24 protein-coding genes, 1 tRNA gene and 1 pseudogene are annotated in these 26,488 nt (G+C 46.5%); 12 read left to right on the top strand and 14 right to left on the bottom strand.

From position 1 onward, the window contains the following. Positions 1–9 precede the first annotated feature (9 nt). Positions 10–1,245 carry an RNA polymerase factor sigma-32 gene (locus IPJ71_14160; protein ID MBK7844807.1) on the bottom strand — a complete coding sequence of 412 codons (1,236 nt, stop codon included), beginning with the start codon at positions 1,243–1,245 and terminating at the stop codon, positions 10–12. An 11-nt stretch (positions 1,246–1,256) separates the two neighbouring features. Then, a complete protein-coding gene (locus tag IPJ71_14155) occupies positions 1,257–1,553 on the bottom strand; it encodes a polyhydroxyalkanoic acid system family protein (GenBank protein ID MBK7844806.1) in 297 nt (98 codons plus the stop codon). Between the two features lie 251 nt (positions 1,554–1,804). Here IPJ71_14155 and aspS point away from each other — a divergent pair, with 251 nt between their 5' ends. Beyond that, positions 1,805–3,625: an aspartate--tRNA ligase gene (aspS, locus tag IPJ71_14150; GenBank protein MBK7844805.1), complete on the top strand. Its 1,821-nt coding sequence runs from the start codon at positions 1,805–1,807 to the stop codon at positions 3,623–3,625. Between the two features lie 135 nt (positions 3,626–3,760). Next, the gene (locus IPJ71_14145) at positions 3,761–4,192 is read left to right on the top strand and encodes a hypothetical protein (GenBank protein ID MBK7844804.1); all 432 of its coding nucleotides are present in this window, start codon (positions 3,761–3,763) and stop codon (positions 4,190–4,192) included. Between the two features lie 5 nt (positions 4,193–4,197). Here IPJ71_14145 and IPJ71_14140 read toward each other — a convergent pair whose 3' ends face one another. From IPJ71_14140 to IPJ71_14130, 3 genes are all read right to left on the bottom strand, one after another. Next, entirely contained in the window at positions 4,198–5,310 is a 1,113-nt protein-coding gene (locus tag IPJ71_14140; GenBank protein ID MBK7844803.1) for a CpaF family protein, read from the bottom strand. Then, positions 5,294–6,652 carry a hypothetical protein gene (locus IPJ71_14135; GenBank protein ID MBK7844802.1) on the bottom strand — a complete coding sequence of 453 codons (1,359 nt, stop codon included), beginning with the start codon at positions 6,650–6,652 and terminating at the stop codon, positions 5,294–5,296. Before IPJ71_14135 ends, IPJ71_14140 begins: the two co-directional genes overlap by 17 nt. A 73-nt stretch (positions 6,653–6,725) precedes the next feature. Continuing rightward, a complete protein-coding gene (locus IPJ71_14130; protein ID MBK7844801.1) occupies positions 6,726–7,835 on the bottom strand; it encodes a hybrid sensor histidine kinase/response regulator in 1,110 nt (369 codons plus the stop codon). A 214-nt stretch (positions 7,836–8,049) separates the two neighbouring features. Between IPJ71_14130 and IPJ71_14125 the strand changes: the two genes are divergently transcribed. Genes IPJ71_14125 through IPJ71_14115 form a run of 3 tightly spaced genes read left to right on the top strand, consistent with a single transcriptional unit; the run spans position 8,050 to position 11,354 of the window. Further along, a complete protein-coding gene (locus IPJ71_14125) occupies positions 8,050–9,618 on the top strand; it encodes a hypothetical protein (GenBank protein MBK7844800.1) in 1,569 nt (522 codons plus the stop codon). Continuing rightward, positions 9,608–9,961: a hypothetical protein gene (locus IPJ71_14120; protein MBK7844799.1), complete on the top strand. Its 354-nt coding sequence runs from the start codon at positions 9,608–9,610 to the stop codon at positions 9,959–9,961. Before IPJ71_14125 ends, IPJ71_14120 begins: the two co-directional genes overlap by 11 nt. Before the next feature lie 58 nt (positions 9,962–10,019). Continuing rightward, entirely contained in the window at positions 10,020–11,354 is a 1,335-nt protein-coding gene (locus IPJ71_14115; protein ID MBK7844798.1) for an amidohydrolase family protein, read from the top strand. Positions 11,355–11,405: 51 nt separating this feature from the next. Here IPJ71_14115 and IPJ71_14110 read toward each other — a convergent pair whose 3' ends face one another. From IPJ71_14110 to IPJ71_14085, 6 genes and pseudogenes are all read right to left on the bottom strand, one after another. Beyond that, positions 11,406–12,476 carry a hypothetical protein gene (locus IPJ71_14110; GenBank protein ID MBK7844797.1) on the bottom strand — a complete coding sequence of 357 codons (1,071 nt, stop codon included), beginning with the start codon at positions 12,474–12,476 and terminating at the stop codon, positions 11,406–11,408. Beyond that, on the bottom strand, positions 12,473–12,985 hold the full coding sequence (locus tag IPJ71_14105; GenBank protein MBK7844796.1) for a hypothetical protein: 513 nt from the start codon (positions 12,983–12,985) through the stop codon (positions 12,473–12,475). The genes IPJ71_14110 and IPJ71_14105 overlap by 4 nt, the downstream gene beginning before the upstream one ends. A gap of 118 nt (positions 12,986–13,103) precedes the next feature. Beyond that, entirely contained in the window at positions 13,104–13,808 is a 705-nt protein-coding gene (locus IPJ71_14100; GenBank protein ID MBK7844795.1) for a hypothetical protein, read from the bottom strand. Then, complete coding sequence (locus IPJ71_14095; GenBank protein ID MBK7844794.1) at positions 13,805–13,999, bottom strand: hypothetical protein; 195 nt, start codon at positions 13,997–13,999, stop codon at positions 13,805–13,807. Before IPJ71_14095 ends, IPJ71_14100 begins: the two co-directional genes overlap by 4 nt. A gap of 158 nt (positions 14,000–14,157) precedes the next feature. After that, the gene (locus IPJ71_14090; GenBank protein MBK7844793.1) at positions 14,158–14,436 is read right to left on the bottom strand and encodes a Flp family type IVb pilin; all 279 of its coding nucleotides are present in this window, start codon (positions 14,434–14,436) and stop codon (positions 14,158–14,160) included. Positions 14,437–14,616: 180 nt separating this feature from the next. Beyond that, positions 14,617–14,802: pseudogene (locus tag IPJ71_14085) on the bottom strand (hypothetical protein). Positions 14,803–14,983: 181 nt separating this feature from the next. On the opposite strand from IPJ71_14085, the gene folD reads away from it, so the two are divergent. Next, positions 14,984–15,847 carry a bifunctional methylenetetrahydrofolate dehydrogenase/methenyltetrahydrofolate cyclohydrolase FolD gene (gene folD / locus IPJ71_14080; GenBank protein MBK7844792.1) on the top strand — a complete coding sequence of 288 codons (864 nt, stop codon included), beginning with the start codon at positions 14,984–14,986 and terminating at the stop codon, positions 15,845–15,847. 4 nt (positions 15,848–15,851) lie between these two features. Here the strand turns inward: folD and IPJ71_14075 are convergent, their stop codons facing one another. Then, the gene (locus IPJ71_14075; GenBank protein MBK7844791.1) at positions 15,852–18,398 is read right to left on the bottom strand and encodes a hypothetical protein; all 2,547 of its coding nucleotides are present in this window, start codon (positions 18,396–18,398) and stop codon (positions 15,852–15,854) included. 185 nt (positions 18,399–18,583) lie between these two features. On the opposite strand from IPJ71_14075, the gene gcvT reads away from it, so the two are divergent. The 4 genes from gcvT to IPJ71_14055 all read left to right on the top strand — a co-directional run bounded on the left by gcvT (position 18,584) and on the right by IPJ71_14055 (position 21,308). After that, the gene (gene gcvT / locus IPJ71_14070; protein MBK7844790.1) at positions 18,584–19,681 is read left to right on the top strand and encodes a glycine cleavage system aminomethyltransferase GcvT; all 1,098 of its coding nucleotides are present in this window, start codon (positions 18,584–18,586) and stop codon (positions 19,679–19,681) included. Between the two features lie 31 nt (positions 19,682–19,712). Next, complete coding sequence (gene gcvH, locus IPJ71_14065) at positions 19,713–20,102, top strand: glycine cleavage system protein GcvH (protein MBK7844789.1); 390 nt, start codon at positions 19,713–19,715, stop codon at positions 20,100–20,102. Between the two features lie 25 nt (positions 20,103–20,127). After that, positions 20,128–20,212 (top strand) — tRNA-Leu (locus IPJ71_14060). Between the two features lie 61 nt (positions 20,213–20,273). Then, entirely contained in the window at positions 20,274–21,308 is a 1,035-nt protein-coding gene (locus IPJ71_14055) for an alpha/beta fold hydrolase (protein ID MBK7844788.1), read from the top strand. Between the two features lie 10 nt (positions 21,309–21,318). On the opposite strand, the gene IPJ71_14050 is transcribed toward IPJ71_14055, so the two are convergent. Continuing rightward, a complete protein-coding gene (locus IPJ71_14050; protein MBK7844787.1) occupies positions 21,319–22,236 on the bottom strand; it encodes a DMT family transporter in 918 nt (305 codons plus the stop codon). Next, positions 22,237–22,821 (bottom strand): GNAT family N-acetyltransferase, encoded by a 585-nt coding sequence (locus IPJ71_14045; GenBank protein ID MBK7844786.1) that lies wholly within the window; start codon positions 22,819–22,821, stop codon positions 22,237–22,239. Positions 22,822–23,401: 580 nt separating this feature from the next. On the opposite strand from IPJ71_14045, the gene IPJ71_14040 reads away from it, so the two are divergent. Both IPJ71_14040 and IPJ71_14035 read left to right on the top strand, forming a co-directional pair. Beyond that, entirely contained in the window at positions 23,402–25,090 is a 1,689-nt protein-coding gene (locus IPJ71_14040; GenBank protein MBK7844785.1) for a B12-binding domain-containing radical SAM protein, read from the top strand. A 232-nt stretch (positions 25,091–25,322) separates the two neighbouring features. Beyond that, the gene (locus IPJ71_14035; protein MBK7844784.1) at positions 25,323–26,477 is read left to right on the top strand and encodes a hypothetical protein; all 1,155 of its coding nucleotides are present in this window, start codon (positions 25,323–25,325) and stop codon (positions 26,475–26,477) included. The last annotated feature ends 11 nt before the right edge of the window (positions 26,478–26,488 follow it).

Here is a 26,488-nt window from a genome sequence, read left to right as displayed (position 1 = left end):
TTGCAGGTTCTATGATGTGGTAGAGGGTTCGGACAAGGGCGGCAGTCCCCCTTTTAAAATTGCATCTTTTATTTTGGCAAGGAGGCGAGCCTCCATTTGGCGAACGGCCTCTCTTGTCACTCCCCATTCACTTCCAATATCTTGTAAGGTCAAAGCCGAATCGGAGAGCAATCTCTGATCGAGAATGTATGTTTCCTTTTCGCTGAGAAGAGGGCGAAGTTGGGCAAGGGCATTGTTCAGGAGTCCAAGGTGTTCCTTTAACTCAATCATGTCGTCCATTTCAGTGCCCTGATCTCCTGTTTGAAGATCTAAAAGACGCGATGATTCCCCTTGCCCCAGGGGCTGACTGAGGCTGACATCACGGCCGGAAAGGCGTTTCTGCATTTCGGCTACTTCGTCTTCTGGAATACCAAGCCGGCCGCTGATTTGCCGAATTCCATTTTCTTCACCCAATTGCTCAAGGTCCTGCTTCTGTTTTTGCAGCTTGTAAAACAATGTCCGCTGATTTTGGGTGGTTCCGATTCGCACCATCGAGTACTGTCGCATGAGATACTCTTGGATATAACCTCGAATCCACCAAACAGCATAGGTGATCAATTTAACCCCCTTATAGGGATCAAATTCCTTTACCGCGTGCATCAGTCCCACATTGCCTTCTTGTATGAGATCGATGAGTCTGGCTCCAAATTTGGAATATTCTGCAGCCACCTTGACGACAAATCGCAAGTTGGCAGTCACAAGAACTTCGGCTAGACGTGGATCTTTTGTTTCAAAGTAGCGTTTAGCAACCTCTTCTTCCTGGATTCTGGTTAGAAGAGGGTAGCGCGCAATTTCTGCCATGTATCGTGACACAGGGTCGACGCTTGACAGAGGCACTGAGCTAGAAGGAACAAGGGACCCCGCTTTCGACTTCATTTCAGGCAGGTCTAGCTGATATTCTTCTATGATTTCTGATCGATCAAGAGCGGGAGTGCTGAAATCGTTGATTTCAGGCAACAGGGGATCATAATCATCCTGGAAAGGAGGTCGGTCTCTTCGAGGAGTAGATTTTTGGCTTAACACTATTTCTGGATTCAAAATAGGAGATAAATTTGACTTATTTGATTTATTTTTTGAAGTGAGTTGAGAAGAGTGTCTATTTTTGACCAGAGATGTTGGAGCTTTTTTCTTTCGTTCAGTCGACTTCGCCGCTGTTTTGTGGTTCCCGCGGAGGCTCGCAGATTTTTTCTTCTTAGTGCTTTTCATATACCTGCTCTTTAGGTCAACAAGGCTTCATCCAGTTTTCTCTGCAAAGTCTTTTGAACAATACTTTTGACCAGCCCTAGGTGAAAGGGCAAGTCGACCGTAATTTCAACTCGGGATCCCAAATTTTCTTTGGAAACGGACATCTCAGCTTTGAAGTGATGACCCGTTGCGCGTCCTGAGAGGGTCGATTCCTCAAATTCGTACGCGAGTTTTGAGTCAAGTTTGCGTAAGTCTTTATCTTCTTCAAGTATTTTGCGCACGCGAGAAAATGCTTCCTTCTCATCACAGGCCGATTGACATGTAATCATAACTTTTGGCATGGGACAGAGAATACGCCTTGAATAGGGGGTCTGTCTATCCTTTCTGTTTTCCCTATGCCTTCGACAAGTGACTATTCGTTTTGGAAGAAGAGGAGAAGGTCCCCTCTCCTTGATTGTGAATCGGGATCATGAGAGATTAATCGAAATTTCAGGCACGAGACATGTTTTTGAATTTGGTTCCTGAAAAAAATTCTGATTTTTCGAGTATTTGTTTCCATCTTGAGTAAAGGAGAAATGAAGTGAGTTTTTTTAGCAAATTGAAAAGAACCCATTATTGTGGGCAGATTGGAAAGACTCATGTTGATCTTGAAGTGACTTTGATGGGATGGGTTGACAAGCGTCGTGATCATGGGGGTCTTGTTTTTATCGATTTGCGTGATCGTGAGGGCCTGGTCCAGGTTGTTTTGGATCCCACTCGACTTGAAAATGCAGGAGCCAAGGATGTCCGCAACGAATATGTCGTAGCAATAAAAGGCAAAGTCAGAGCTCGGCCTCCGGGCATGATAAATGATAAAATTGCCACAGGGGCCATTGAGATTGAAGCGGAGAACCTCGATATTTTGTCCGAGGCGGCGGTTACCCCCATTCACATCGGTGATGAAAAGGTCTCAGAGACCTTGAGGCTTAAATATCGATATCTGGAGTTGCGGTCTCCAAAACTACAGGAACATCTCAGGGTGAGGCATTTGGTCGCAAAAGTTGTCCGACAGCATTTGTCTGATGAAGGATTTCTCGAAGTTGAAACCCCAATTTTATACAAAAGTACGCCAGAAGGGGCTCGCGACTATTTGGTTCCATCTCGGGTTCATTTGGGTCACTTTTACGCTCTTCCTCAGAGCCCTCAAACACTGAAACAGCTCCTGATGATAGGCGGTGTGGATCGATATTTTCAGATTGCTCGTTGTTTTCGTGATGAAGATTTACGTGCGGATAGGCAGCCGGAATTTAGCCAAATTGACTTAGAAATGAGTTTTGTTGATGAAGAAGACCTCATTGAGATGAATGAGAGAATGGCAAAAAAGATTTGGGCTGAAGTCAAGGGAGTTGAGCTGGCCGAATTTCCTCGTCTTTCTTACAAGGAAGTCATGGATCGTTTTGGTTCGGATAAGCCAGATCTGCGAAATCCGCTAGAACTAAAGGATGTAGGCGAGGCTCTTAAGGGGTGTGGCTTTAAAGTTATTGAGGATGTGCTGGCCAGAGGGGGTGTGGTTCGAGCCTTGGCAGCACCAGCAACTGGCGGGTACAGCCGCAAGGATTTAGACAAACTTACGGAAATGGTAAAACAAATGGGGGCGAAAGGGTTGGTGTGGATTAAGTCAGATGCCAACGGAGTTTTGACTTCATCGATCTCTAAATTTGTTTCTGAGAGTCTGCTGCAAAAGGTGTTTCAGTCGGCGGGTGGTACCAATGGAGGTGGGGTATTTATCGTGGCCGATGATTTTTCGATAGCCTGTGCCTCGCTGTCCGCCCTTCGCGACCATCTTGGGCATGAATTAAATCTGGTTGATCTGTCCCGAGACAGTTTTCTATGGGTGGTTGATTTTCCCTTATTTGAATATGATTCAAACGAGAAACGATGGGTGGCTCGGCACCACCCTTTTACATCTCCAAAGAATGAGCATTTGTCGATTTTGGCCAATGAACGGGAAGGCGAATATCCTTATCTGCTAGCGAAAGCTTACGATCTTGTGTGCAACGGATATGAAATTGCCGGTGGTAGTATCCGGATTCACAATCAGAACGTTCAGAGGTCCTTATTTAAAGCACTAGGTCTCTCTGATGAAGAGGTTCACCACAAATTTGGTTTTTTTATTGAGGCTTTGTCATATGGAACTCCTCCTCACGGTGGAATTGCTTGGGGTATGGATCGCCTAACGATGTTATTGGTAGGGACGAACGCCATAAGGGACGTCATTGCATTTCCAAAAACGGCCAAAGCGTCCTGTCTGATGTCTGATACCCCGAGCACGGTCGCTCAGGAGCAATTGTTGGAGCTTGGTATTAGATTAGGGTCTGCAGCAGAACTGAGCATCAATCAGGGCAAGGGAAAGGTCCTGTGATTGTGTTTTAAAATTGGACGTTTGGACCCTTGTCCCTTGAACTTTGGTACCGATAAGTAGGGTGGAGGCAATGAGTGGTGGACATGAAGTTCACTTGGCAGGTTGCATGCCTCCGATGACACATGGAGGTGTGAAGTGCAAAAAATCAGTGGAATTCTCCCAAGTACACCACGCATTGCATCAGTAGATATGAATGAAGGTTCGGCTATGCGACCCGGAGGGCCCTCCTTTGGTCGGCCGGTGGGAGTTTCGGAACTATCGTCTCGAGGGGATGCTAAGTTCTCCACGGCGCAGATCGCCGGGCAGAGGCATGATGAATTATTGGGATTGCGTTCGAAGGACCTGAGGGATGCCGAATCAGTGAAGCGCCTTTCTGATAATTTTTTTATGAAGCGGGTGCAGCCTGAGATTGAAGTTGGACAAAGAGAGTCAGAAGTCGGTGACCAAACCGAGCTTGTGGACGATCAGGTTTCATCTGTACCTCGATTATTTAGAGATCCAGAGTCTGGAGAAATGGTGGATCGCGCGGTTCTGCCTCCTGGTTCCTATCTCAATATTAGCGCTTGATGAATTTAGAATTCACGATCGAGAAGAAAACCGCTCGATTCAAGAGAGCTAATTCGATAGGCTCCCGCAAATCGACGTTGGTGATTTTCACGTTGGGTGAGAATGATATATTGAATCCCATGAAAAATGAGCTTTCTTACCGTTTCTGTTCTCCACATGGGTGCTCCCAATTGAATGAGAATTTCCAGTCTCATGAGAGCTTCGTGAGGGCTTCGTGCATGAATTGTTGCCATGGCTCCTTTGTGTCCAGTTGACAGAGATAGGAGCAGATCCTTTGCTTCAGGTCCGCGAATTTCCCCCATGACAAGCCGATCAGGACGCATTCGAAGAGACTGCCGAACAAGATCCGATAGATTATAGTCGGGGAGCTCTGACCGAGCTTCACTTCTCGTTAATAGACGCAGTGAGACTTGGTTGGGCAATGCGATCTCTTTTGTGTCTTCCAAAATGATCGCCCTTTCATTTGAGCGAAGATTTTGAAGGCAGGCGCTGAGGATGGATGTCTTGCCGCTTCCAGTTGTTCCCGCGATGAGTATGGATTCGTTGTCGGTCACAAGGGACTTAAGTCTATGACAGGTATCTCTGCTCGCCCATTCTGCTTGGCAGAGTCCGTCGATGGTCCACGGGTTTTCGGGATGCCGACGCAGGGTCAGGATCGTGCCATTGAGAGAAAGGGGAACGCCTATAGCATGAAAGCGAAACCCCAGCCAGTTTCCGTCGACGGCAGGCCGCCTCAAATCAATATGGACTCCTGATTCACAAAATATCTTTTGAACAAAGTTTTCATAAGTGAAGGCCGAAAAAAAACTGTCAGGCAATCGCTCCAGCTTTCCTGACTTCTCATACCATATTTCTCTTTGTCCGTTAATTAGAATTTCGGTCACGGTCTTGTCGTCGATGAGGTGCATGAGCGGTCCCGTCTCGCAAAACTCTTGAAGAATTCTCTGTTGATCGCAGTTTGAAATGGAATTTGTATGGTTTTGCAAAAGCTTTAAGATGTGATGCGAATTTCCATGTCCTCCGTCATCATCAAGAGAACGAAAATTAACTCCGGGGGCCCGTGCAATCTTGTCCTCGATGAATTGACAAATTTCAAGTAGCTCATCGTCCATCGTCATGGAGTTGATTTTCTGGCTTTGGTTGACTGGGTTCTGAGGACGTGCCAATGAGGTTTGGGGAGACGAGAATAACGAGTTCCGTTCGATTTTCTAAAAAACTCCGACTTGAAAACAAAGGGCCCAGTAATGGAATATTTGCGAGTCCGGGTAGACTCGAACGACTGTGACTCTGTTCTTCTCTCAGCAATCCACTGATGGTGATTGTTTGTGCTTCTAGAAGATTGAATTGAGAGTGAATTCGGTGGGTTTTGAATGCCGGAAGACCTTCGCTTGAGAAACTCGAGTCTGGATTCGAAACTTCAGCAGCGAGTTCAATTTTTAAATGACCACGCTGATCGGCGAAAGGAGTCACCTGAACAGAAATGCCGTATTTCTTCCACACGACCTCTTTTGTCTTGTGGCTGGCAACGAGCAAGGGGATTTCTCCGCCAGCTAGAAAATCTGCTGATTCTCCGCTGCGGCTGAGAAGGGTCGGACTGGCTAAGACTTTCCCCTTGCCTTGTGACTCCAGCGCTCTTAGTTCAACCTCCCAGTCCTCATTAAACAGTGGTTTTGGGACTATTTTTGCTTGGTAAGCCCCGGGCCAACTAATTCCCATCGTGCGGGCAATGTTCTGATTTCCTTCGGCAACCATGATTTTGATACGGATCATTGGTTTGATATCGATTGTGTTCCTTGAAAAACTTGGTGTCAGCCCCCAGGATTCCAGTTCTTTACTCAATGAAGCAGACTCAGTCTTTGCCGATTCTGGAAATTCAAGGGAAATGGGATCATCGCTGATGACAGAAGGGGTGCCCCAAAGAGATCGACTAAATTGAGAGACGATGTGAGAATTGATTTGGGCTTTTATCTCGTCCGCTATCGTCACATTGAATCGAAAGCAGGCTTGGTTTGAGGCAGCGATATCTCTGATTGCGAGCCAGTCGTTCCATCGTAAAAGTTCCCCGGAAAAAAAGTGACAGGGGTGAGCTGGCAGAAAAATGAGTCCTGGACGATTCGAAAGATATGACGCAAATTCCTTGGCGGCATTTTTTTGTTGAGTTGTCGTAACAAGAAGGCGAATGACTTTGGAGCCTATGCTCATGGAGGCGTCACCGAAGGACTTTCCAAGGAGATGAAGCATTCGTCCATCGTCACTGATTTTGACCATTTTCCCTGAGGCATTGTGGACGACTCGGGCCCCCCGATTTGGGAAAGTAGAGTATTCTCCTTTGGCCAGCACGAGAGTTTCCTGAAACTCATCCATGAGAGTGCCGCGGCTGTGTGGCTCGGCAGCAGCGGCACCCAATGGGACCAAGGGAAACAACAAATAAAGAAGACGGTTAATAAATACAGAGCACATGATCTACCTTCTCTTTGCAAAGGAGATATGCATTTGAGTGAGCTTATGATTTGAGTTGAAAGATTTCAGTCCGTCAGCCGGAAGGGAGGCGGAAAGAAATCTCAACGCAACCTTTTGAACTTTCAATTTCGAGAGTTCGGCCGTGAGTTTTAAGGAGTGCTTGGCAGAGGCTGAGACCCATGCCGAGACCTTTCGAATGGTGAAGCATGTCTTCGTCCAGAGTGAAAGGTTTCAATATTTTATCGATGGTCTTCGGCGAGAGTACTTTTCCCTGATTTTTTATGCTAATTCGCACTTCGTTCTCATCGTTTTTGTCTTGTGTGGCCACAATTTCGATGGTCGAATCCTCGTTGGCGAATTTTGTCGCATTGTCGGCCAGTCGGCTCAAAACGTTTTCAACAATGCGCTTGTCACCTTTCACTTTTTGATGGATTAGCTGGACTGACCAATCCAAATTTCGATCCTTACTGCGATGGCGCCACAAACTCTGAACGTTCGCAAGAAGGGGAGCTAGGTCCAATTTCACTTGATGAATTTTTATCTGTCCGGTTTCGGCTGAAACCAGTTCAAGAACTTCATCTATGATTGTCTTTAATCGTTGAGCGCTTTGATCGATGCGTAGGTGGAACTTTTTTTGCTCTTCTGAAAGGCGTGACTCCCCGAGAAGCTCGAGAAAGCTCAGAAGGGTGGTTAGCGGGGTTTTGAGTTCATGGTTAATAAGAACCATAAATTGGGTCTTGGCTTGATCAAGGGATTTGAGTTCAACGAGAGCCGTCTGGAGGGCACGATTTTTTTCGACCAATTCTTGGCGGAGTTCAAATTTCTCAATTGCCTTGTCGACTGTGTTTGCAAGATCGATTGGATCCCAGGGCTTTGTTAAATACCGGTAAACTTCTCCCGCATTAATCGCGTTCACGACAGATTCTATATCTGTATAACCAGTGAGCAAGATGCGTATTGCCTCGGGGTGAGTTCGTAGGGATTTCTTTAAAAATTCGACCCCAGTCATTTTGGGCATTCTTTGATCGCTGATGATCAGAGAAACAGAAGGTTCATCTTTTAACAAGCCTAGACCTTCGTCGCCAGAGGTCGCTTTTAGAACACGATATTTACGTCTAAATATGCGTTCAAGCGCATCCACATTGTCTAGTTCGTCATCAACGCAAAGAATGGAATGTTTCATGAGATAATTTTGAGTGTAGAATTGAGATGTGGAGATTGCAATCAAGATTAGGTCGGGTCATCAGAGAGTTTGTCGTCGGTGCCCAGGTCTGATTTTGGGACCCCTGATCTAGCGGGATCTAGGTCCGGTTTGCACGAACTTGAGTCAAGGGGCTTGTGATCTCTGTCGATAAGTTTGGAGTCAAGTACCTTAATATCGTGGGGAGTTTGGGTTTATGAAACGATTATTACTCGCGTTGTTGATGGCGAGCTTCTTTATTTCGGGAGTGGCAAGAGCTCAATGGGGGGCCGGAGTTTGGGGCGGAAATCAGGCTTGCCCCTACGAATACGGGGCCGGAGAAGGCTCTATCGATGATGACGATGGAATTCAAAATCTCAAACGCATGCGCGCTCAAAAGAAAAGGGAATACGATCGCAAATTGAAAAAACAGGCTGATCTTCGTCGGAAAAAAAAGAATTTTGAGAGAGACATTCGCAGAGTCCTCAAATCGAACGAGGCATCAACCGTCATCGAGCACATGGATGATCGTGAGCGCAATGCCGATAGCTATGCCCGTCAATGTAGCCCTGGAAATGTGACAGATGGTTCACCTGGTATGCCTAGATGGCTGATTAACGGTGGTTCCAGGGGCATAGGACGAAATGGATCGGGAGGAGGGTATCCATATCCTTCAAAAAATACTTTCTGTACCCATATAGAGAATGATCTCGCCAGCTGTCAGATCGCAGGGTTCGAGAGTCCCTCTTGTGATGTTAGCCACTGGCCAGACTATGCCCAAGATGGTGGCGCCGTTGACCCCGAGGTTTGCAACAGCCCATTTATTAAGAATTCTGCGACGGCTGAGCACAAAATGGACTGCAAGGCGGCCATTCAAGATTATTACGAAGCTTCTGAAGAATTTAACGAATTGGCTGCCGAGCTTGCTTCGATGAAGCAAGACTTGAAGGAGTTTGAGCGGACTCTAGACAGCGAACGAGAAAGGATCCAGAGCAGAATAGGCGAGGGCGATGATGGGAGCGAAGCTTACTGCCCTGAATGTGAGTTACGCCGTCGAGGGAGAGTGCGATCGCCCACGACTTTAGAGACGATTGGTTCCATTGGAATGTCAGTTCTCGGTGGAGTGCTCGCCTATAAGGGGGCCAAATACGCGATCGACCAGAACTCGCGCCTGGGTTGGCCAACGCAGCCCTATGCAGCGGCAGCAATGGGCTATCCGTTTTTGATGAATGGCCTTTATGGCGCCATTGGTGGGGGCATCGGAGGCGGGGCTTTTGCTTGCGCGGGTGGGATCGGAGGCGGCGGATTTGGAATGGGACCGTATGGCATGAACGGTGGCATGGGTCTATATGGTGGGATGGGAGGACCTTTTGGATATCCCATGGGTATGATGGGTCTTGGTTTTGGAGGGGGACTTTACATGCCCGGCATGGGCCCTTGGGGTATGGCAGGTGGCATGATGGGCCTGATGGGCAACATGGGTATGATGGGTGGCATGATGGGCCTGATGGGCAACATGGGCATGATGGGCGGTATGATGGGTGGCATGATGGGCCTGATGGGCAACATGGGCATGATGGGCGGCATGATGGGCAACATGGGCATGATGGGTATGATGGGTATGATGGGTAACATGGGCATGATGGGCGGCGCAATGGGCATGATGGGTTACATGGGCAACATGGGCATGATGGGCGGCATGATGGGCAACATGGGCATGATGGGCGGCATGATGGGCAACATGGGCATGATGGGTATGATGGGGTATGATGGGTATGATGGGTAACATGGGCATGATGGGTATGATGGGTATGATGGGTAACATGGGCATGATGGGCGGCGCGATGGGCATGATGGGCATGATGGGCATGATGGGCATGATGGGCGGCATGGATATGGGGATTTATATGGCTCAGCAGCAACAGGCCCAACAAGATGCAATGATGAGAATGCAAACTGTTCAGCGACTGCAAATAGAGCTTTATCAAATTCAAATGCAGATGCAACAGATCATGTACGGTGGTTATGGAAGCTCCGTTTATGGTGGCACTGGAACAACCAGTGGAGGTTCATCGCTGCCCTCATCAGGCACGCCAACGACAAACCCTCGTGGTGGGAATACCCGCTAGGCATCATGAGTTGACTTGAACTTAAAATAAAGTTCCCTTACCACTCTTGAGGAGTTGTATGGGACATCGTCTCGTCAATAATTGCTATGATAGCCATGTTCATTGGTTGGCCACAGGACAGGTAGCCACGAGTTGGCGTCTCCATCATCTCAAATCAGCTTTGGATCTCAGCAGAGAAACGCTAAAACCAAGTTATTTTCGCGGAGAGTGGCTCGTTGGATTTGGGTGGGACAATAATCTTTGGTCACAAGGTGAATTTCCACATCGCAGTACTCTCGATAAGCTATTTCCCGATTTTCCGGTGGCCCTGTCGCGAGCTGACGGTCATGCCGTTTGGGTCAATTCGGTTGCCTTACAAAGACTAGGAATGCTGGATGTGAAGGGAGGAGAAAAGGGCAGTATACCGCAAGTGGTCGGAGGCCGAATCGTCTTGGATAGCAGCGGGAGCCCAACGGGAATATTGATTGATTTGGCTAAATCCCTGGTTGATGCATTGATTCCCCAAATTAATCGGCAGCAAGTAAAGAGTTTCCTTTTGAAGGGAATGCAAGAATTCAACCGAGCAGGGGTCACTCATATTCGAGACATGTCTTGCTTTGAGGAGCAATGGACCGAGGTGGTTCATTTGGCAGAGGCAGATCTTCTCACAATCGCTGTCGAGCAAACATTTTCCGCGGACAATCCGAATGATTTCGAAGCGGCCCTGAACCTGGCTATCCGGGCCCGCCGACAGAATTTGGCTCTGGTGCGTGCGCAGAGTATTAAAATCTATTGTGATGGTGCTCTTGGTTCCGAGGGGGCCTTGCTCAGTCGCGATTATCAGTCCGGATCGGGTCGAGGACTTGAACTTTTGAACAAATCGGATATCCAGGGTTTCATGCATCTAGCTTGGGAGTCAGGCTTCGATCTAGCGGTTCACACAATTGGGGATGAGGCTGCTCATCGTGTGATTTTGGCGGCACAGGGAGTTTGGGAAAAGGGGATAAAAGGAAGACTTCATCTTGAACATGCGCAAATGCTCAGACCTGAGACAATCTCTCAAATGCCTGCCGATTCAGTGAGATGTCACCTTCAGCCTTGTCATTGGTTATCCGACCGCAATTGGCTGAGGAAGAAATTGGGTCCCTTATATCCATATGTATTTCCCTGGCGAGCTCTTCAGGAAGCGGGAATTCCTTTTTTCTTTGGTTCCGACAGTCCCATTGAAAGGCCCTCAGTTCAAAATACGCTTCTGGCGATTGAGGAAAGTTCTCACGAGGAAATCCCCAAATTGTTGGGAGATCCTCTCATGTACCACTCACATCCAGATGGGACTTGGGTGCCGGGTTGTTTTTCACAGTTTACGGATGGTATTCCGACATCCGTTGTTTTTAGGGGCGTTCATCTCATTTAGTGTTATTTAGCACTGATCTCTCAGGCAAAAAATCGTGACGTTCAATGGGATTCAGAAGCCTTGATGGACAATAGGCTCCGCTTTTTTGTTCGCATCAACTTGGTGAGCTGCAGAGGACTCCCTCTCTTGGGAGCGAACGAGGAGGCCGATCGCAATGGTTCCAACGACCATCCAAGCCCATTTTGGAATTCTGATTTCAGATCCCTCTTTTGAGATTGAAAAATCGTCGGTCAATGAGGCTGGCCAGGCTGGATCAGAGAGGCTATTAGATCTTGTACTTGTATCTCCACCTATACCTGTACTTGCGCTGTCAGGTTGACGCCCTTCATGTTTGACACATTGATCGCTAAAATAAACTTTGAACAAACTGCGGTCCGCACGGGGATGATATATTGGCGACTCGCAATCTCCGCTGACTAAATACTCTTTTGGTGGAGAAAAATGGAAAAGGTCTCGTCCTTCTAGAATTCGATCAAATAGAATAAAAGTATCAGAGAAACCGGTGATCCGAACTGCACGATCAGGAATGGGAATTGTCGCTCTCTCGGACAAGTCGTAAACCTGGCCATTGATTACTAAATATCTAAATTCATCCCACTTTGAATCAGGCTGCCACCCGAGAAATGGTTTGGAGCCAAGTTCTTCTTTCCAGTCCTTAATGCTTTGAGGCAAAAACTCCTTATCCGAGGGTTTAAAGTCGGGAAAGAAAAGGGCGAGCTGTCTGAGGTGATTTCGTTTTTCTGGCAGAGATGGTTCAAGCTGGTAGGCAAAGAGCCAGACTCTGGCGATTAGTTTTCTTATTTTGACAGGCCAATTGTAACTTTGGGCTCTCGACAACAAATCATTGTAAATGCTAATTCGACTCTGTGTGGGTTTCACTTTGTCTCCTTGAAGTATTTCTTCGCTTTCACTTTGAATGGCCTTGATGACTTCTGGGTCAATATATCTTTCGAGGCTCCATCGTGAATAAGTCGATAAGTTATCTTGTGAAAAGAGGTAGGCCTCAAAACCAATGGAGGAAGCATCTCTTGCTTTGACTAAAATTCCAGGTTTCCCTGCTTCTGCTTGAACGGTTTGAATGGGGTGAATGGCAATCGAAATGCATAAAAATATTCTTCTCAATCCATGCCTCCATCGATGATTTTTGTGTTTGGTCGATTTGAGGACTTTTGTTTTTCAAAACTCATTCCGCTTTCGGCTGGATTCTGAATGACAACCCAGAAGGGACCTTGTTCTTGGGTGATGTCCCGACTGATTGATTCCGGCACAAGAACTGCAAAATGGGATGGATTAAGGGGAGCACGGAGAATTGGGACTCTGCGGGCGATGAGGCGGCTCTTTTTTCCAGCCTCATGTGGGGGGGCCAATAAGTTGACAACACCCCTGTTTCCAAGAATTGAATCCAGTGATTCGGAGTTTTGTACCTCAATCGGGACCAATGCAAATCCGGAAGGAATGAGCGTGTCTATTGACTGAGGACCCAGTATGCCATCTCCCAATTGTTCTGATTTTGTCTCATGATTTAGACTCAACAAGACCGGAAGAAGTGAGATCAAGAACAAAAGGGCAAGCTGGCGTTTTAGACTCCACTTGCGAATTCTGTTTGCGAGTCTTTTCGCCCGCGTGATCACCTTTTCTCCCAGACATGGAATTGGCTTTTTCGCTGTTCTTCTTCTACTTTGGAACTGAAATAGGTCAGGAAGAGCAAGAGAGTAAAGAGAACAAGACTAACCCAGAGAGCTTCAATAATTATTTGACCGCGATCAGAGATGGTTTCCACATTTTAAACCTTTCCTTTATTCCTACAGCACAAGCCGAATTGAGGAAGTTTTGAGAGAGTTTTGATTTCTTTCCAAGCCAAGGATCCTCTGCGGCAGGGATGCTCCAACGAAACTGAATTTTGCTCAGCTCAGTAAAGTTGGGTAAAGGATGGTAATTTGGAGTGAGGGATTCCGCAGGCAAGGCGGCAATCGCAATTTTAGGTTGGATGCCTTCTATGGATTGCATTCCAAGGTGGCGGAGCTTGGCCCGTAGATCAAAATATCCAATTTTTAGCTGAGTCTGCATAGATTTCAATAGCGATTGCTGGCGAAACTGGAGTGCTTCTTGCTTAGCTGCAACCAAATTGTCTGCCCTTTGTGCAGCGATAAGCACATGGGGTGGTCCGAGAATTGCGGCGGCCAAGGCGATGCGAGTCGCTGTTCTAGATATTCGAAGTCGATGGGCCAGGGGATTTAATTTTAAGAGCATGCCTAGAGTTGTCGCAACTGTGAATTGCGTCTTCAGTCCTTCAACTCGGCAGGTGTGAAGAGCTCTGGATTGTCTGAGCGATTGATGTCCAATGATGAAATATCCAACAAATAGCAAGATGAGAGCTGGCATCAGAGCCAGCAGCACAATCAGGGCCATTCCGTTTTCGTTCTTCAGGATATTTGTTTGAAAAGAATTTTTCATGGTTTCAGCTCGAGAGGGAGAAGATCATGAATTTTCATGGACCAGTGTTTGTTCCATTGCCAATGAAGCTCTCCTTTGATCGAATAGGCATTCTGTTCGAGCACAAGACGACTCAGAAAACCAAAGGGAATGATGAGATTTAGCTGATGCTTGACAATTCTCTTGCATTCGCTTGCTCTCTTAGTTTCCATGATGCAGATAAGGCCTTCATAGAGACATTTTTGCGCAAGAACTCGTGCTCCGGCTGCTCCAACAAGCGAGAGGCCAGCGATGATGCAAGGGAAAATGAAGGTCAGCAAGATGGTCGTTTCGACGAGGGAGTTGCCTTTTTGGTTGTTCCTTAAACAGTTCACTTTTCGCTGTTCCCGTCGCGGGAGGCCGCTCCGTTCATAAAATCACCGAGATCCTTTCGCTTTAGATCTGATTCATTGATTGGCACTGCTTCCGCGCGCTTACTGGTACCTTGAAGAGAATGGATCACGGACGCATAACGGGAATTGAGGGCGCCCTGGAGGGTTCGAATAATCCCGACAGTTGCTATACCCATAAGAGCCACGAGGATGAGATATTCTATGAGACTTTGTCCGCCCTGGTTGGCTCGTCCTGTGTCTGTCAGATTAAACGGCATGAAAAAATTCCTCCAAATACGGCTCTAGCCGAACTTGGTCAGAATCTTTGCAAAAAGGCATCTAATTAAGGGCAGAGGTTTAAGGTCGGAAGGGGAACCAGGTGTCCGAAAAAGTGAAAAATCTCGGATTTAAGACTCAGAAATCTAGCTCTTCTTCCGTTTTGATTTTCTCTCCTGGGATCGACGAACAATGATTCTATCTAAAACGTCACCTGTTTCGATACGCAAATCGTTCTCGTAGATGAATCGGTAGAATCCCTCAATTTCGGGGCTACGTCGAAATTTCTTTAGAGAGGAGGGGAGAGTATCGGAAGTTTGAAAGTCAATTGAACTGCCATCGTCGGTTAATTTAACTCTAACTGCCATGTAACCTGACCTCCTAATATGAAATTCTCTTGTTAACCCCCATAAATAGAGGAGTTTGTGTGGCGAGTCAATGGACTAGCCAGATTGCCTCAAAATTTGTTTCTCCCTTTGGAAATAAGAAGGATTCAGCCTATAAGGTCAAAAAATGCGAGAAAAATAGCTTCATCTGGTCAGGGAGTGGATCGTGATTCGTTTGGATGGAAAAATAGTCAGTGAAACGAGGCGAGAAGCCTTAAAAGTAAAAATTGCAGATTTTTTTCAAAGAACCGGAATTCGTCCTGGGCTTGCTGTTATTTTAATTGGGGACGATCCAGCCAGTCAGGTGTACGTGGGATCCAAGATAAAATCTTGTCAGGAAGTGGGAATTCAGTCTTTCGAATATCGCCTGAAGAAAAATGTCTCCTCAGACGAGGTGAGGTCCCTCATTCGGGGCCTGAACGATCAGAAGAATATTCATGTCATTTTGGTCCAGCTCCCTTTGCCCCCGCACCTCAGCGAATACGAGATTATGGCTTGCTTGGATGTTCAGAAGGACGTTGATGGCTTGCGTGCAGAATCGATGGGGTATTTGTGGACAAATCAGCCACGCGTTATTCCCTGTACCCCAGCCGGAGTCATGGCAATTCTCGAACACTATCATATTTCTCTTAAAGGAATTGAGGCTGTGGTCATTGGTCGAAGTAATATTGTCGGAAAGCCAATGGCGCATTTGCTCATGTGTGCCGATGCAACAGTGACTATTTGCCATTCTCGAACAAAAGATCTCAGATCTTACACTCGTGAGGCTGATTTGGTCGTTGCAGCTGCGGGTCAATCGAGGTTTTTGGGAAAAGATGATTTTAAAAAGGATTCGGTCATCATCGATGTGGGGATTCATAGACAAGTCCTTCCGGATGGAAAATCAAAACTGTGCGGCGACGTTCGGTACGAAGAGCTTGAGGGATGGGCGAGAGCGGCTACTCCCGTGCCAGGTGGAGTTGGGCCAATGACAATCACTATGCTTCTGGAAAACACTCTGCGTTTGGCAGAGCTCGCTCAGGCCTAGTCCCTCATTTCAGCATTGTTTGAACAAGGTTCTTGCTGTTCTGTCCTTGTCGATAGAGAGGAGGAAGTTGCTTTGGTATTTTTGCTTCCTCCAGAGACATGCCAAAGCGGCTGGGATTTGCACCCACAAATCTCAAAGCATGATACATAAGAACGTAATCCAGTTTATCACATGGAGCCATTTTGAAACGAACGATTTCATCAAGCGTCGTGGAGCGGTAGCGATCTCTGTTTCTAAATGCCTTTCCTGCCATCGAGGAGCGCAGACAAGATGTTCGTGCGGCTTGAGTTTTCTCCTGAGAGCACTTCATCGATAGAGCGAGTCCACCCTGTCCCTCCGTGTAGCCCAAAGGCCATAACTCGGGATGCTCTGGGAACCAGTCCATCATGTCTTTGGCGTAAGCGGCCATAGCAAAAGTTGAGGGTAAAAATTTGGAGCGATCATCGTTTGGACTTACCTGGCGTGAGGCGCTCAAGGGAAGAGTGATAAAATTCAAGGCTTGCGCACGAACTGATCGCAAATAGCGCGCAGCAATCTCGGTGATTTGATATGGGCCGGCCGCAGTCGAACAGCTTTGCCCTTTTCCACATTTGGCAGACTCTATTGTCCAGCCATCGTTTACCGCATACTTTGATTCCAGGGCACTGATATACATAACCTCCGGCGTGGTATTAAGGGCTTGAAAGATGGGAGTTGTAAAGGGAACAAGAGGTTTTAATCGATGAAGAAATTGAGTGGCGATTGGTTTTAAATTTGATGTGCGACCCTTTCCGCAGCGCTGGTATTTATTTTCTTGAGTCCAATAGGACATGAACCTGATGATGTTAGGATCTGTTCTCAAGTTTTCTAGATTGCGAGTGATTTGTTGCGCCCCTTTTAGCTTAGGATCGGAAAAATCAATGGGGACGACGGCGGAGGGAGAACTTGCCCAGATATCTTTATCCACGATTTGGAATGCATGAGGTTGTTTTTTAGGGAGATCCGCTTCGCCATTTTGGTCATTTTGAACTTTGGGCGATGCGGGAGATGCGGGCGGCACCGGTGGTGAAATGGCCTTTTTGCCCGCGGGAGTTTCACGTGTTGGTTGCGGTGCCTGAGGGCTTTGGATTTTCGGTGTCTGATCTTGACCAGGCTTAATAGATTTAACAGGCTGAGCAGGTTGAACAGCAATAGGCTTAACAGGTTGAATAGGTTTTTTAATAGGCTGAACGGGCTTAACAGGTTGAACAGGTTTAATAGGCTGAACGGGCTTAATAGGTTGAGCAGGTTTAACAGGCCGAGCTCGTTGGGATCCGCCTTGTTGCACCGTCTCTTTGAGATCGGAATTCTTTGGTTTTACCTGTTCATGAGGTTTTTGTTCATGAGGTTTTAGGGCGCCCTGTTGCTCTTTTGAATCAAGCCTCTTATCTGTCGTTGGAGCACTTCTGCTAGGGACAATTTGCCGTCCTTTGGGCTTCTCAATAAAGATAGTCAGATCTCCTTCTTCATTTTCAACCGTGGTGCCGTTGTCGGAAGGGCGAGGCTCAGGCTTTCCGCTTTGTGTTTGAGAATCGCTTTTTATTCCATCTTTGCTGTCGGGTGACATCGTGATTCGAACTGCGATATCGCCTTCTTCGTCGTTTCCAATTAAGGATCCCGCATAAGAATTGTCTCCAATAGTCGCCTTCTGCAAATCCGAAGTGCGATCGGTTGTTCTCAGAAGTTCCCCTTCGATGTCTACAATATCATGATCGGCATCCTTTCCAGGTATCGTCACGCGGACAAAAGAAGGTCCCTCGAGAACTTCGATACTTTCTTGCACCGCTGCGATTGGATTATCTAGATCGATCTTGGACAAAGACTCCGGAGTTCCCTTTGGTTTTGAAGGCATTTTAACACGGGCCTGTGTTTCCTCCTTTGAGTATAGAAAAGCCGTCTCAGCTTGTATTTGGGGTTTGTCCTCTGGTTTCTTTTGAGGTCCGACAGTCTCTTGCTTTAAGACGACTTCTACTTTGGAGCAGTTGTCATCTTTGCAATTTGCGTCAATCAGATACCCTTGATCTGCTGAGCCTTCGAGACTCTTTGATTTGATGGAGGAGTGACCCAGATGACCATCAGAACGACGTTCAAGAGGAACTTCAAATTCCAATTGTCTAGAAACGCCACCGTGCGGAGGGCGCATTCCCACAGAAATTTGAAGCTTTTCCGGATTTCCGTCCTTTTTAGAGGCAACGAGAACCCTTGCGTTGCTTATCTGGCGACTCAATTCTGGGCTAAAGAGGGTCGGATTCATATTGCTGCGCAATTCTTTTATTTGCGATGTATGTCCAGAACCAGTGTACGGCACGAGCTCTGAGTCGCCAAATTCTGGGTCTTCGACAATTTTTGCGGCCCCAGTGAGTTGCGAATCATCTGATGGCATGGAGAGAATATTGTTCTTTCCACCGTACCAAGTGTCTTGACAGCCCATCAGAAGCGGCATTGCAAAAAACACCAAATTCCAGGGACTTGCAAAACCGGCCCACGAGCCTTTATTCTCAGATTTTTTCGGTTGGCTATCTGACCCCTTCACGAGAAGCCTCCTTGTGGAGATGACAAGCAAAATGCAATCCAATTTTTGGCTGTGATCCCTTAGAGTTGGCAATCCCTTGAGGCCCTAATTTGTCATTTTTGGGCCATCGAGGTGCGGAAAAGGGCCTATTCTTTGACAGGTCAGTTCTGGAGAGGCAGATTAAGTTTTTTTGGGAGGTGGGTTGTATGACCTTAGTAAAGCGAACGCCCTTGTGTGAGCGCCATGAGGAGCTCGGCGGAAAGATGGTAGAATTTGCTGGCTGGCGCATGCCAGTCGAATATTCGGGCTTGCGCAAAGAACACCTGAATGTAAGGCAAAATCTAGGTCTGTTTGATGTTTCCCACATGGGTGAGGTGAGAGTTCGAGGTCCAAAGGCCCTTGAAACTCTCGAGTGGCTGACTTCCAATTGGGTAGGAAGACTTGAGAAGGGGCAGGCTCAATACTCTTTGCTGACAAATTTTGTCGGCGGTGTCGTCGACGATCTCATCATTTACTGTTTAAAAAAGAACGAAGATTATTTACTTTGTGTCAATGCTTCTAATACGGATAAGGATTTTGCCTGGATTGTCGAAAATAATCGTGGGGCTGAGCTTGTCAATGAGAGTTCAAAATGGGGCCAAATCGCAGTGCAAGGCCCCAAGGCCAGAGAGCTGACTTCGAGAATATTCGGCGCCGGGGTCTTTGATATTCCTCATTTTGAGTTTATTGAGTCTGAATTTCTGGATTCCAAGATTTATATTGCACGGACAGGTTATACTGGAGAGGATGGTTTTGAAATCTTTGTACCCTCAATTCACACTGCGTCCCTTTGGGACAGCTTACTCAGTAAGGGTGGCGATCTTGGGGTTGCTCCCATCGGCCTTGGGGCTCGGGACACTCTGCGCACGGAGATGAAGTATCCCTTGTATGGGCATGAAATCGACGACCAGACCAATCCTTATGAGGCAGGTTTAGGATGGGTTATAAAGCCTGACAAGAAGGATTTTATTGGGAGAGAACCAATTTGTGCGGTTAAGGCCTCAGGATTAAAATCTAAGCTCATTGGATTCAAAATGGTGGATCGTGGTATAGCTCGACAGGGTTACAGGTTGTTTTCTTTTGACAATAAAGAAATCGGCAAGGTAACAAGTGGAACGGTTTCACCCAGTCTCAATGAAAATATTGGAGTGGGTTACGTCAGGGCTGACCTGGCGGAAATCGGAACCGATTTAATGGTAGAGATAAGGGGTCGAAAGTTAAAGGCTATCATTGTTGAAACACCGTTTGTGCTTTTGAAATTTTGAGCTTTGAGAAAAGCAAGGGAGATGGAGAAAAATGGCAACTTATCAGATTCCTGAAGAAAACTATTACACTAAAGAACATGAATGGGCTCAGGTGGATGAAAATGTGGTCACTGTTGGTGTGACAGAATTTGCTCAGGATCAGTTGGGTGAGATTGTCTATGTTGAGCTTCCTGAAGAAGGTGCGAAAGTAACCCAGGGCGAGCCGTTTGGAGTGATTGAAAGCGTGAAGGCTGCCAATGATCTATACGCTCCTGTTTCAGGGACTGTCATTGAGGTCAATGTTTCGTTGGGTGATGCGCCTGGAACTATTAATGACGATCCAATGAATGAGGGATGGATGGTTCGAATCGAAATGGACACAGAGAAGGAGCTTGCCAATTTGATGCGAGCGCCCGATTATAGGAAGCTTATAAGCAAGTAGTGATCGGAATGTTTAAGGATAATATGCCCCGGTGGTGAAATTGGCAGACACGCTAGACTTAGGATCTAGTGCCGAAAGGTGTGCAGGTTCAAGTCCTGTCCCGGGTACCACTTCACATAAACTTCGCATAATATGAAGTGCAAAAGGGGAATAGGGTTATATTCCAGAGCTGTGCTCAATTGGTCTTGCAGATTCTTCAACAGAATTATTTTCGCCTTAATTGTGGCCTCGCTTCTTTCTCTTTCAGCTGAAGCTATTCCGGAGGATGGGTACTCCCTAAAGATCGCGACATTTGTGAATCCATTTTTTAGAAATACTTCGATTCCATGTGAATTTAAAGGGCAAGAAGGAATTCAAATAAGATGTAAGATTTTTCTCAATCCAAGGGCGATAGCATCTGTCATCGTCGTGAACGGCTATAGTGAGAATATGGATAAGTACGCAGAAGTCGCGTATGATTTTTTCAAGCTCGGATACTCGGTTTTTCTCATCGACCATCGCGGACAAGGTTATTCGGGGCGGCTTTTGAGCGAGCCACAGAAAGCCACGATTGATGAGTTCGACCATTTTGTTACCGATCTCCATTCATTCATGGAAAAAATCGTGACAGAGAATATGAACGGGCCAAAGTTTCTTGTCGCTCACTCCCTCGGTGCTGCAGTTTCTGCCAGGTATCTTGAAGAGTATCCAACTGAATTTCAGGCGGCAGCGCTTCTTGCTCCTATGTTTGAAATCAATTTGAACGGATGGCCAAAGTGGCTTGCTCATTTGGTATTGCAGGTTTATTCCTGGATAGGTCGTGACAATGACTATGTAAAACCGCCTCGCGACCCTTATACCATTTCCTTTGAAGAGAACGTTGTAACTCAAAGTCGTTTGCGGCACGATGCCGGGCAAAATATTCTGGCATCTGAACCGAACCTGAAGATTTTTGGCCAGACAAATCGCTGGGTACGAAAAGCGCTACAGGGAAGTCGAGAGGTATTGGAGAATGCGGGGAAAGCCGAAACGCCAATTTTGATCTTGCAGGCTGGAAGAGACCAGTTAGTGCTCGCGTCTGGTCTCGAATCTTTTTGCGACAAAGCAAAGAACTGTCGAATTCAGCTATTCTCGGATGCAAAGCACGAAATGCTTCAGGAATCTGACTTGATTCGGGATGGAGCGATTCAGGCAGTCGTCGATTTTTTTAGGGCGAATCAAAGGTGAGAACTTCAAACTAATCTCGCTTGAGAACAGGCACAACAACACCGAAGGCGAAAATGATCGATGCACCGATACCAGCGATTGGCGTTGGTGTAAATCCAAACAATATCATGTCGAGGATCAGGCTCAGGACTGGAGCAAGATAGCTCAGTGATGCAATTTGACTCGCCGGCGCTCGTTGAAAGGCATAGGTTGTAAAGTGCTGCGATAGACTTGCCGCGAACCCTGCCAACAGGAGTAGGAACCAAACCCCTGGACTCGTCGGCCACGTCACATCGTGAAAACAGAAGATGAGCAGGTGTGCCGTCATGGCCGAGAGACACCAGGTCATCATGATTTGAGGAGTAGAGTATGTAGACTTGGTTCGAGCAATCATCAGATAGGCCACGGCACCAAATAGACCAGAGGCGATAGCGAGAGCAGTCCCAAGAAAGGAGCCGTCGATTTTCCCATTTGGGCACATCATATACAGACCAAAGAGAGAACCTGCTATGGCAAGCCAGTTCATCGAAGTGACTTTCTGTCTTGCGACCATCGGAGAAAGAGCGGCGATAAAAATGCCGCTACTTGCCCCCAAAAATGCAGTCTGTCCGCTGCCAACTAAGGCGACCGCCGCAAAATAAGTTGTGACAGTCAGTGCACCGAAGACTCCCCATAACCAAAGCGCTCTATGTCTAAGGGGGGAGAGAAGGAGTCGACAATCAGATCTCATAAACGGAAGTGAAATAAAAAGGAGATTCGCTAACACTCGTACAAGGCTCCCTCCGAAACTCGAAAAATTCGGTTCTTCCTGATGGGCTGCGAAAAATGCGGCTCCCGTTGCGGCTGAAAAAATGCAAGCCACAAGAATAGCTGTTTGGGCACGCCGTTGTATCAAAGCACTTGCACTTTGTTCAGGTGTTTCGGCGGAGCCCCCTTTTTTAAACAACATCTACTGATCCGCCAGAGGCATGCCAATATCACTCAATCGCAGAAAATAGCCCTCGACCGGGAGTCCGTGACTTTCAAAATCGCCATGAGGCTCGCGAATGTAACCTCTCTTTTTGTAGAGCTTTGCGACACCGTCTGCACCTTTCTGTACGTGTAGACAAATGAAACTTAGCGACCAAGAACGCGCGATCCGCTCTGATTCGTTCAAGAGCACTTCTGAAAAACCAAGACCATGAAATTCTGGGTCGATCGCAAGGCATCTGAGATTGCCCGCTTTTTGGATCCAACTCTCCGATTGATTTGAATCCGATCTAATCAACGAAAAGGTCCCAATGATCCGATAGCCAAGTTCTAGCACACAGACCTCGCCGTTCTCTCTCCGGTTTTTGACATTTCGGAGTTCAGAGATTCTCTTTTGTGGAGTCGCAATGTGAGGAAGTTTTTCGGCGTATGTTTCGGTGAACGATTTCACAAGAAGGTCACCGATATCATCATCGTCGAGGCAAGATGCCTGCCGAATGTTAATAAAGTCAAAAATATCTCGAGATCGTGGCTTTCTGAATTCCTTTGTCTGAATATTCATCATTTGGAAAACCTCCTCGTACGGTGTATTGCGACCTTTGGACGTCAATGATCATATATGAATGCGACAGTGAATTTTCGTTAGCGCTCGGTCAGTGTTAGATTGAAATTTGGTTTTGCTAGACCTTTGATTGGTGCAACCAAATAATCGTGCGCTCGGTCGAAACAAAAAGCTGACTTAAAAATGTAAAAATCTAAACGACATAGAAAATGAGGCGGGAATTCTCGGATGCGCCATCATGTATACTGGCTACTCATGGGGCGATCAGATCCTCGCGTATCTATTGCACAGATACTCGAAGAGTGTTACAGATGCTTGGCAGCTAGTTTTTTTGGCGGGAGATGACGGGAAGCTCGGAGATATCATTATTCACAAAAGTTATTGTGATAAATCTCATCTGAGCGACTGGTTATCTAAAAAGGCGTATTCAGCTTGGTCGAGAGTCGGTAGAGTTGAGATTTCGAAATGAAACAATACTCTTCCATTGTTATTATGTCAGGGTCGCGGAATTGGTAGACACGTCAACCTCAGAGTTTAGTTCGGAAAAGTGTGCAGATTCAAGTTCTGTTCCGGATCTCGTTTCTTGAAGATTCTCCTCATTCAGCCCCCTATTCAAGATTTTTATGAAACTCAATTGCGCCTGCAACCGATAGGCCTCGCCTATCTCAAATCTTCCTTGATGAAATATCATCCGGAGGTTGAAGTCATAATTCGGGATTACCACACCGGATATGGACGCCAAACTCTGCGATGGCCCAAAGAGCTTGAATATCTCCGCGAATATTATCCGATACTGGATCGAAGCCCATTTTCCACTTTTTATAATTACTATCATTTTGGTGCGAGCTTCGATTTTATTGCCGAGGACATTGCGAGAATTCAACCCGACGTCGTTGGTATATCCTGTTTATTCACGCCCTATTTTCGAGAGGCTCTCGAGGTTTCCAGAAGGGTAAAGAGTTTTCGAAACATACCTGTTCTCATGGGTGGTTCGCATGTGTCCGCCGTACCAGAGTCCGTATTGCGGCATGCTTCAGTGGATTTTGTCATCTGCGGAGAGGGTGAAAAATCTATTGTTGATTTTGTATCTTTCCTTCAGGAAAAGCTGGCGATAACAGAGGTAGGAGGTCTCGGATATAAAATTAATGGGGAGCTCCAATTTAACCCAATCACGGAGAACTTTGACATCGGGGATCTGCCCTATCCGGATCTTGAGTCATTTTCTTTAGCGACTTACAAACACGGCGACCGACCTTTGGCCTTTATGATTACTTCGCGGAGTTGCCCTCATAAGTGCTCCTTCTGCTCAGTTCATTTGACTTTTGGTCATCGATATCGGAGGCGCTCTCCCGATGATGTTTTGCGCGAGATAGAACTTCGTTATCAGCAAGGCTATCGCGTTATTGATTTTGAGGACGATAATCTCACTTTCTATAAGGATGAAATGAAACGTTTGTGTGGCGCTTTGATCGAGAGATTTCCACATCGAGAAATGCAATTTGTGGCGATGAATGGAATTAGTTACTTGAGTCTTGATGACGAGCTTCTTGAACTCATGTGGAAGGCAGGATTTACTCATCTCAATTTGGCCTTGGTCAGCTCTGATAAGGTGGTAAGAGAAACCACGAAGCGTCCTCATACTCTCGAATCATATATAAGAGTCGTTCATAAAGCACATTCTCTGGGATTTCAGATTGTATCTTATCAGATTTTGGGATTGCCCAATGAAACCTTAGGCAGCATGATGCAAACTTTGGCCTTCAATATTCGCTTGCCGGTGCTTTTAGGTGCGTCTATATTTTATTTGACCCCCCAGTCGCCGATGGCCCTTAAATTGGGAAATTCACTGAGCGAAGCAGATCATTTCAAGGCTCGTACCACAGCAATTGCACATGAAACTCAAAGTTTTTCTCGCCAAGATATTTATACCTTGTTTATTGTGAATCGAATTTTTAATCACCTTAAAGGAGTGAAGCTTGAAAGGGACCAAGTGTTGTCGGATCTTCTTGTTGAGCGCAATGATGATTGTGGTTTGGCCCTTTTTTCTGATTGTCTGAAATCGGGGATTTTATATTTTAATAATCGACAAGGTCGGTTTCCCAATCTCAAATTTAAGACGGAACTTTTAGTAAAAACAATAGGGCAAGCTCAGTTTGTGACCACACAAGATGGTCACAAAATTGAGTTGGATGTGCTGGATGAGCTGGGTCAAATTCAGGAATCGCTTTGGTCTAGTGTTCTGAATCGGTCACATGATGGCATCGGCATCTAACGGATTGGCTCGGAATAGGAGTTGCTCATAAAGCCCGGCCGATAAATCTGGTCATAAAACGTCACTTGCCTATCGGTTATTGTAATATCGGGAGCCATTTCCTATAAGCATTCGCCGATTTCAGGATATTGGGAGAGTTTGATTAGAGTTAGATAAAATTGTTTCTGGCTCAAACTTTGCTTGAGAATCAACTCTCCAGACCCGACAGATAGCGAGAGAGGTAGAAATCTTGGTGTTCAAATTCAAGCACGTCCTAACATTTGGCTTTGTAATTTTTTTCGTGATTCTCGCGTTCGGGCACTTCGATGCCGCTTCTGACTCGGTCGATAGCGGCCTGACTTGTCATAATTTATTGGTGGGGAAGCCGCAATTTAAGCACAAACACCGGAATAAGAAGCTGAAAGGCAAAGTCGTTGGACTCAAGTGGGTTGGGATTGAAGCTCGTGATCAGTGTTATACTGACACTTGCTTTATGCATGCTGTCTCTCACTTTCTTGACCTTCACCTAATGTGGAAGACATCGCGGACTCAGAGCCGTTACTCCGTTGAATTCCTTCTTGCTCTATATGGCAGAGAAAAAGCATTAGATGATATTTGGCATGGGCCAACAGGCGATAACAATCCTGAACTTACTCGCTTGCCACTGCTAACCTTGCTAACTCTTGTCGCAAGAAATGGATATTTGCTAGAATCTGATTGGACCCCACCAAGGATGGTTGCCGAAATGTCCGGAAACGGAAGAATTTCGGACTTAGCCGACTTTGTTAATCATCGGCACGAGCAATTAAAGACTGTACGCATGAATTATGGTTCCAGTTCTAAGAATGTCCTTGGGCCCTGGAAATCCATCAAAACGGATCTCGATGCCGAATTGCTGAAAATTTACGGCCGATCACTGACCGGAAACCCTGATCTTTTAGAGAAAATAAAGGCCGCTGGGCAAAATGCCTACCGTTACATTAGATATGAAAGCTCTGGTTGGGTTTTTCCAGCAGGCCAAGAGATCGTATCTCGGCTGAGGAAGCTTGTAAAGGATTCCGGTCTATCGGCGTATTACGACGAAGAGGGGCGATCTGAAATCCTTAAGATTATTTCAAAATATATTGGGGCTTCTCGGCCTGTATTGGCCTCTGTGCGGTGGGGACTTGATAAGAATCGTGTGAACACGGCTAATCACGCAGTCGTCATTACAGGCCTCATCAAAAACGATCAGGATCAGGTGAGCCACATACGCATATTAAACAGTTGGGGTCCTCAGTGGGGAGACAAAGGTGGGGTTTGGTTTAATATCGATGATTTTTTTGAAGCTCTAATTGGTATTGAAGTACTCGCTCGTTCTCAAGATGAAAACGGGGGGGTGTTTATTCACGGTGCGAAGGAAAAATAATCTGCACCTGC

The sequence above is a fragment of the Bdellovibrionales bacterium genome (assembly GCA_016714165.1).
In the GTDB taxonomy this organism is placed as follows: Bacteria; Bdellovibrionota; Bdellovibrionia; order Bdellovibrionales; family UBA1609; genus JADJVA01.
Note: the sequence above shows the minus strand (reverse complement) of the source record. Positions and strands in the feature narration are given on the sequence as shown.

Excerpts from the sequence above, each read along its gene's own strand:
- IPJ71_14125 (MBK7844800.1), top strand. The coding sequence starts at position 8,050 with ATGAAACGATTATTACTCGCGTTGTTGATGGCGAGCTTCTTTATTTCG.
- IPJ71_14090 (MBK7844793.1), bottom strand. The coding sequence starts at position 14,436 with ATGCCGTTTAATCTGACAGACACAGGACGAGCCAACCAGGGCGGACAA.
- IPJ71_14050 (MBK7844787.1), bottom strand. The coding sequence starts at position 22,236 with ATGTTGTTTAAAAAAGGGGGCTCCGCCGAAACACCTGAACAAAGTGCA.
- IPJ71_14155 (MBK7844806.1), bottom strand. The coding sequence starts at position 1,553 with ATGATTACATGTCAATCGGCCTGTGATGAGAAGGAAGCATTTTCTCGC.
- IPJ71_14100 (MBK7844795.1), bottom strand. The coding sequence starts at position 13,808 with ATGAAAAATTCTTTTCAAACAAATATCCTGAAGAACGAAAACGGAATG.
- IPJ71_14045 (MBK7844786.1), bottom strand. The coding sequence starts at position 22,821 with ATGATGAATATTCAGACAAAGGAATTCAGAAAGCCACGATCTCGAGAT.
- IPJ71_14135 (MBK7844802.1), bottom strand. The coding sequence starts at position 6,652 with ATGTGCTCTGTATTTATTAACCGTCTTCTTTATTTGTTGTTTCCCTTG.
- IPJ71_14130 (MBK7844801.1), bottom strand. The coding sequence starts at position 7,835 with ATGAAACATTCCATTCTTTGCGTTGATGACGAACTAGACAATGTGGAT.
- IPJ71_14140 (MBK7844803.1), bottom strand. The coding sequence starts at position 5,310 with ATGACGATGGACGATGAGCTACTTGAAATTTGTCAATTCATCGAGGAC.
- IPJ71_14160 (MBK7844807.1), bottom strand. The coding sequence starts at position 1,245 with ATGAAAAGCACTAAGAAGAAAAAATCTGCGAGCCTCCGCGGGAACCAC.
- IPJ71_14120 (MBK7844799.1), top strand. The coding sequence starts at position 9,608 with ATGATGGGTAACATGGGCATGATGGGTATGATGGGTATGATGGGTAAC.
- IPJ71_14095 (MBK7844794.1), bottom strand. The coding sequence starts at position 13,999 with ATGGAAACTAAGAGAGCAAGCGAATGCAAGAGAATTGTCAAGCATCAG.
- IPJ71_14115 (MBK7844798.1), top strand. The coding sequence starts at position 10,020 with ATGGGACATCGTCTCGTCAATAATTGCTATGATAGCCATGTTCATTGG.
- gcvT (MBK7844790.1), top strand. The coding sequence starts at position 18,584 with ATGACCTTAGTAAAGCGAACGCCCTTGTGTGAGCGCCATGAGGAGCTC.
- gcvH (MBK7844789.1), top strand. The coding sequence starts at position 19,713 with ATGGCAACTTATCAGATTCCTGAAGAAAACTATTACACTAAAGAACAT.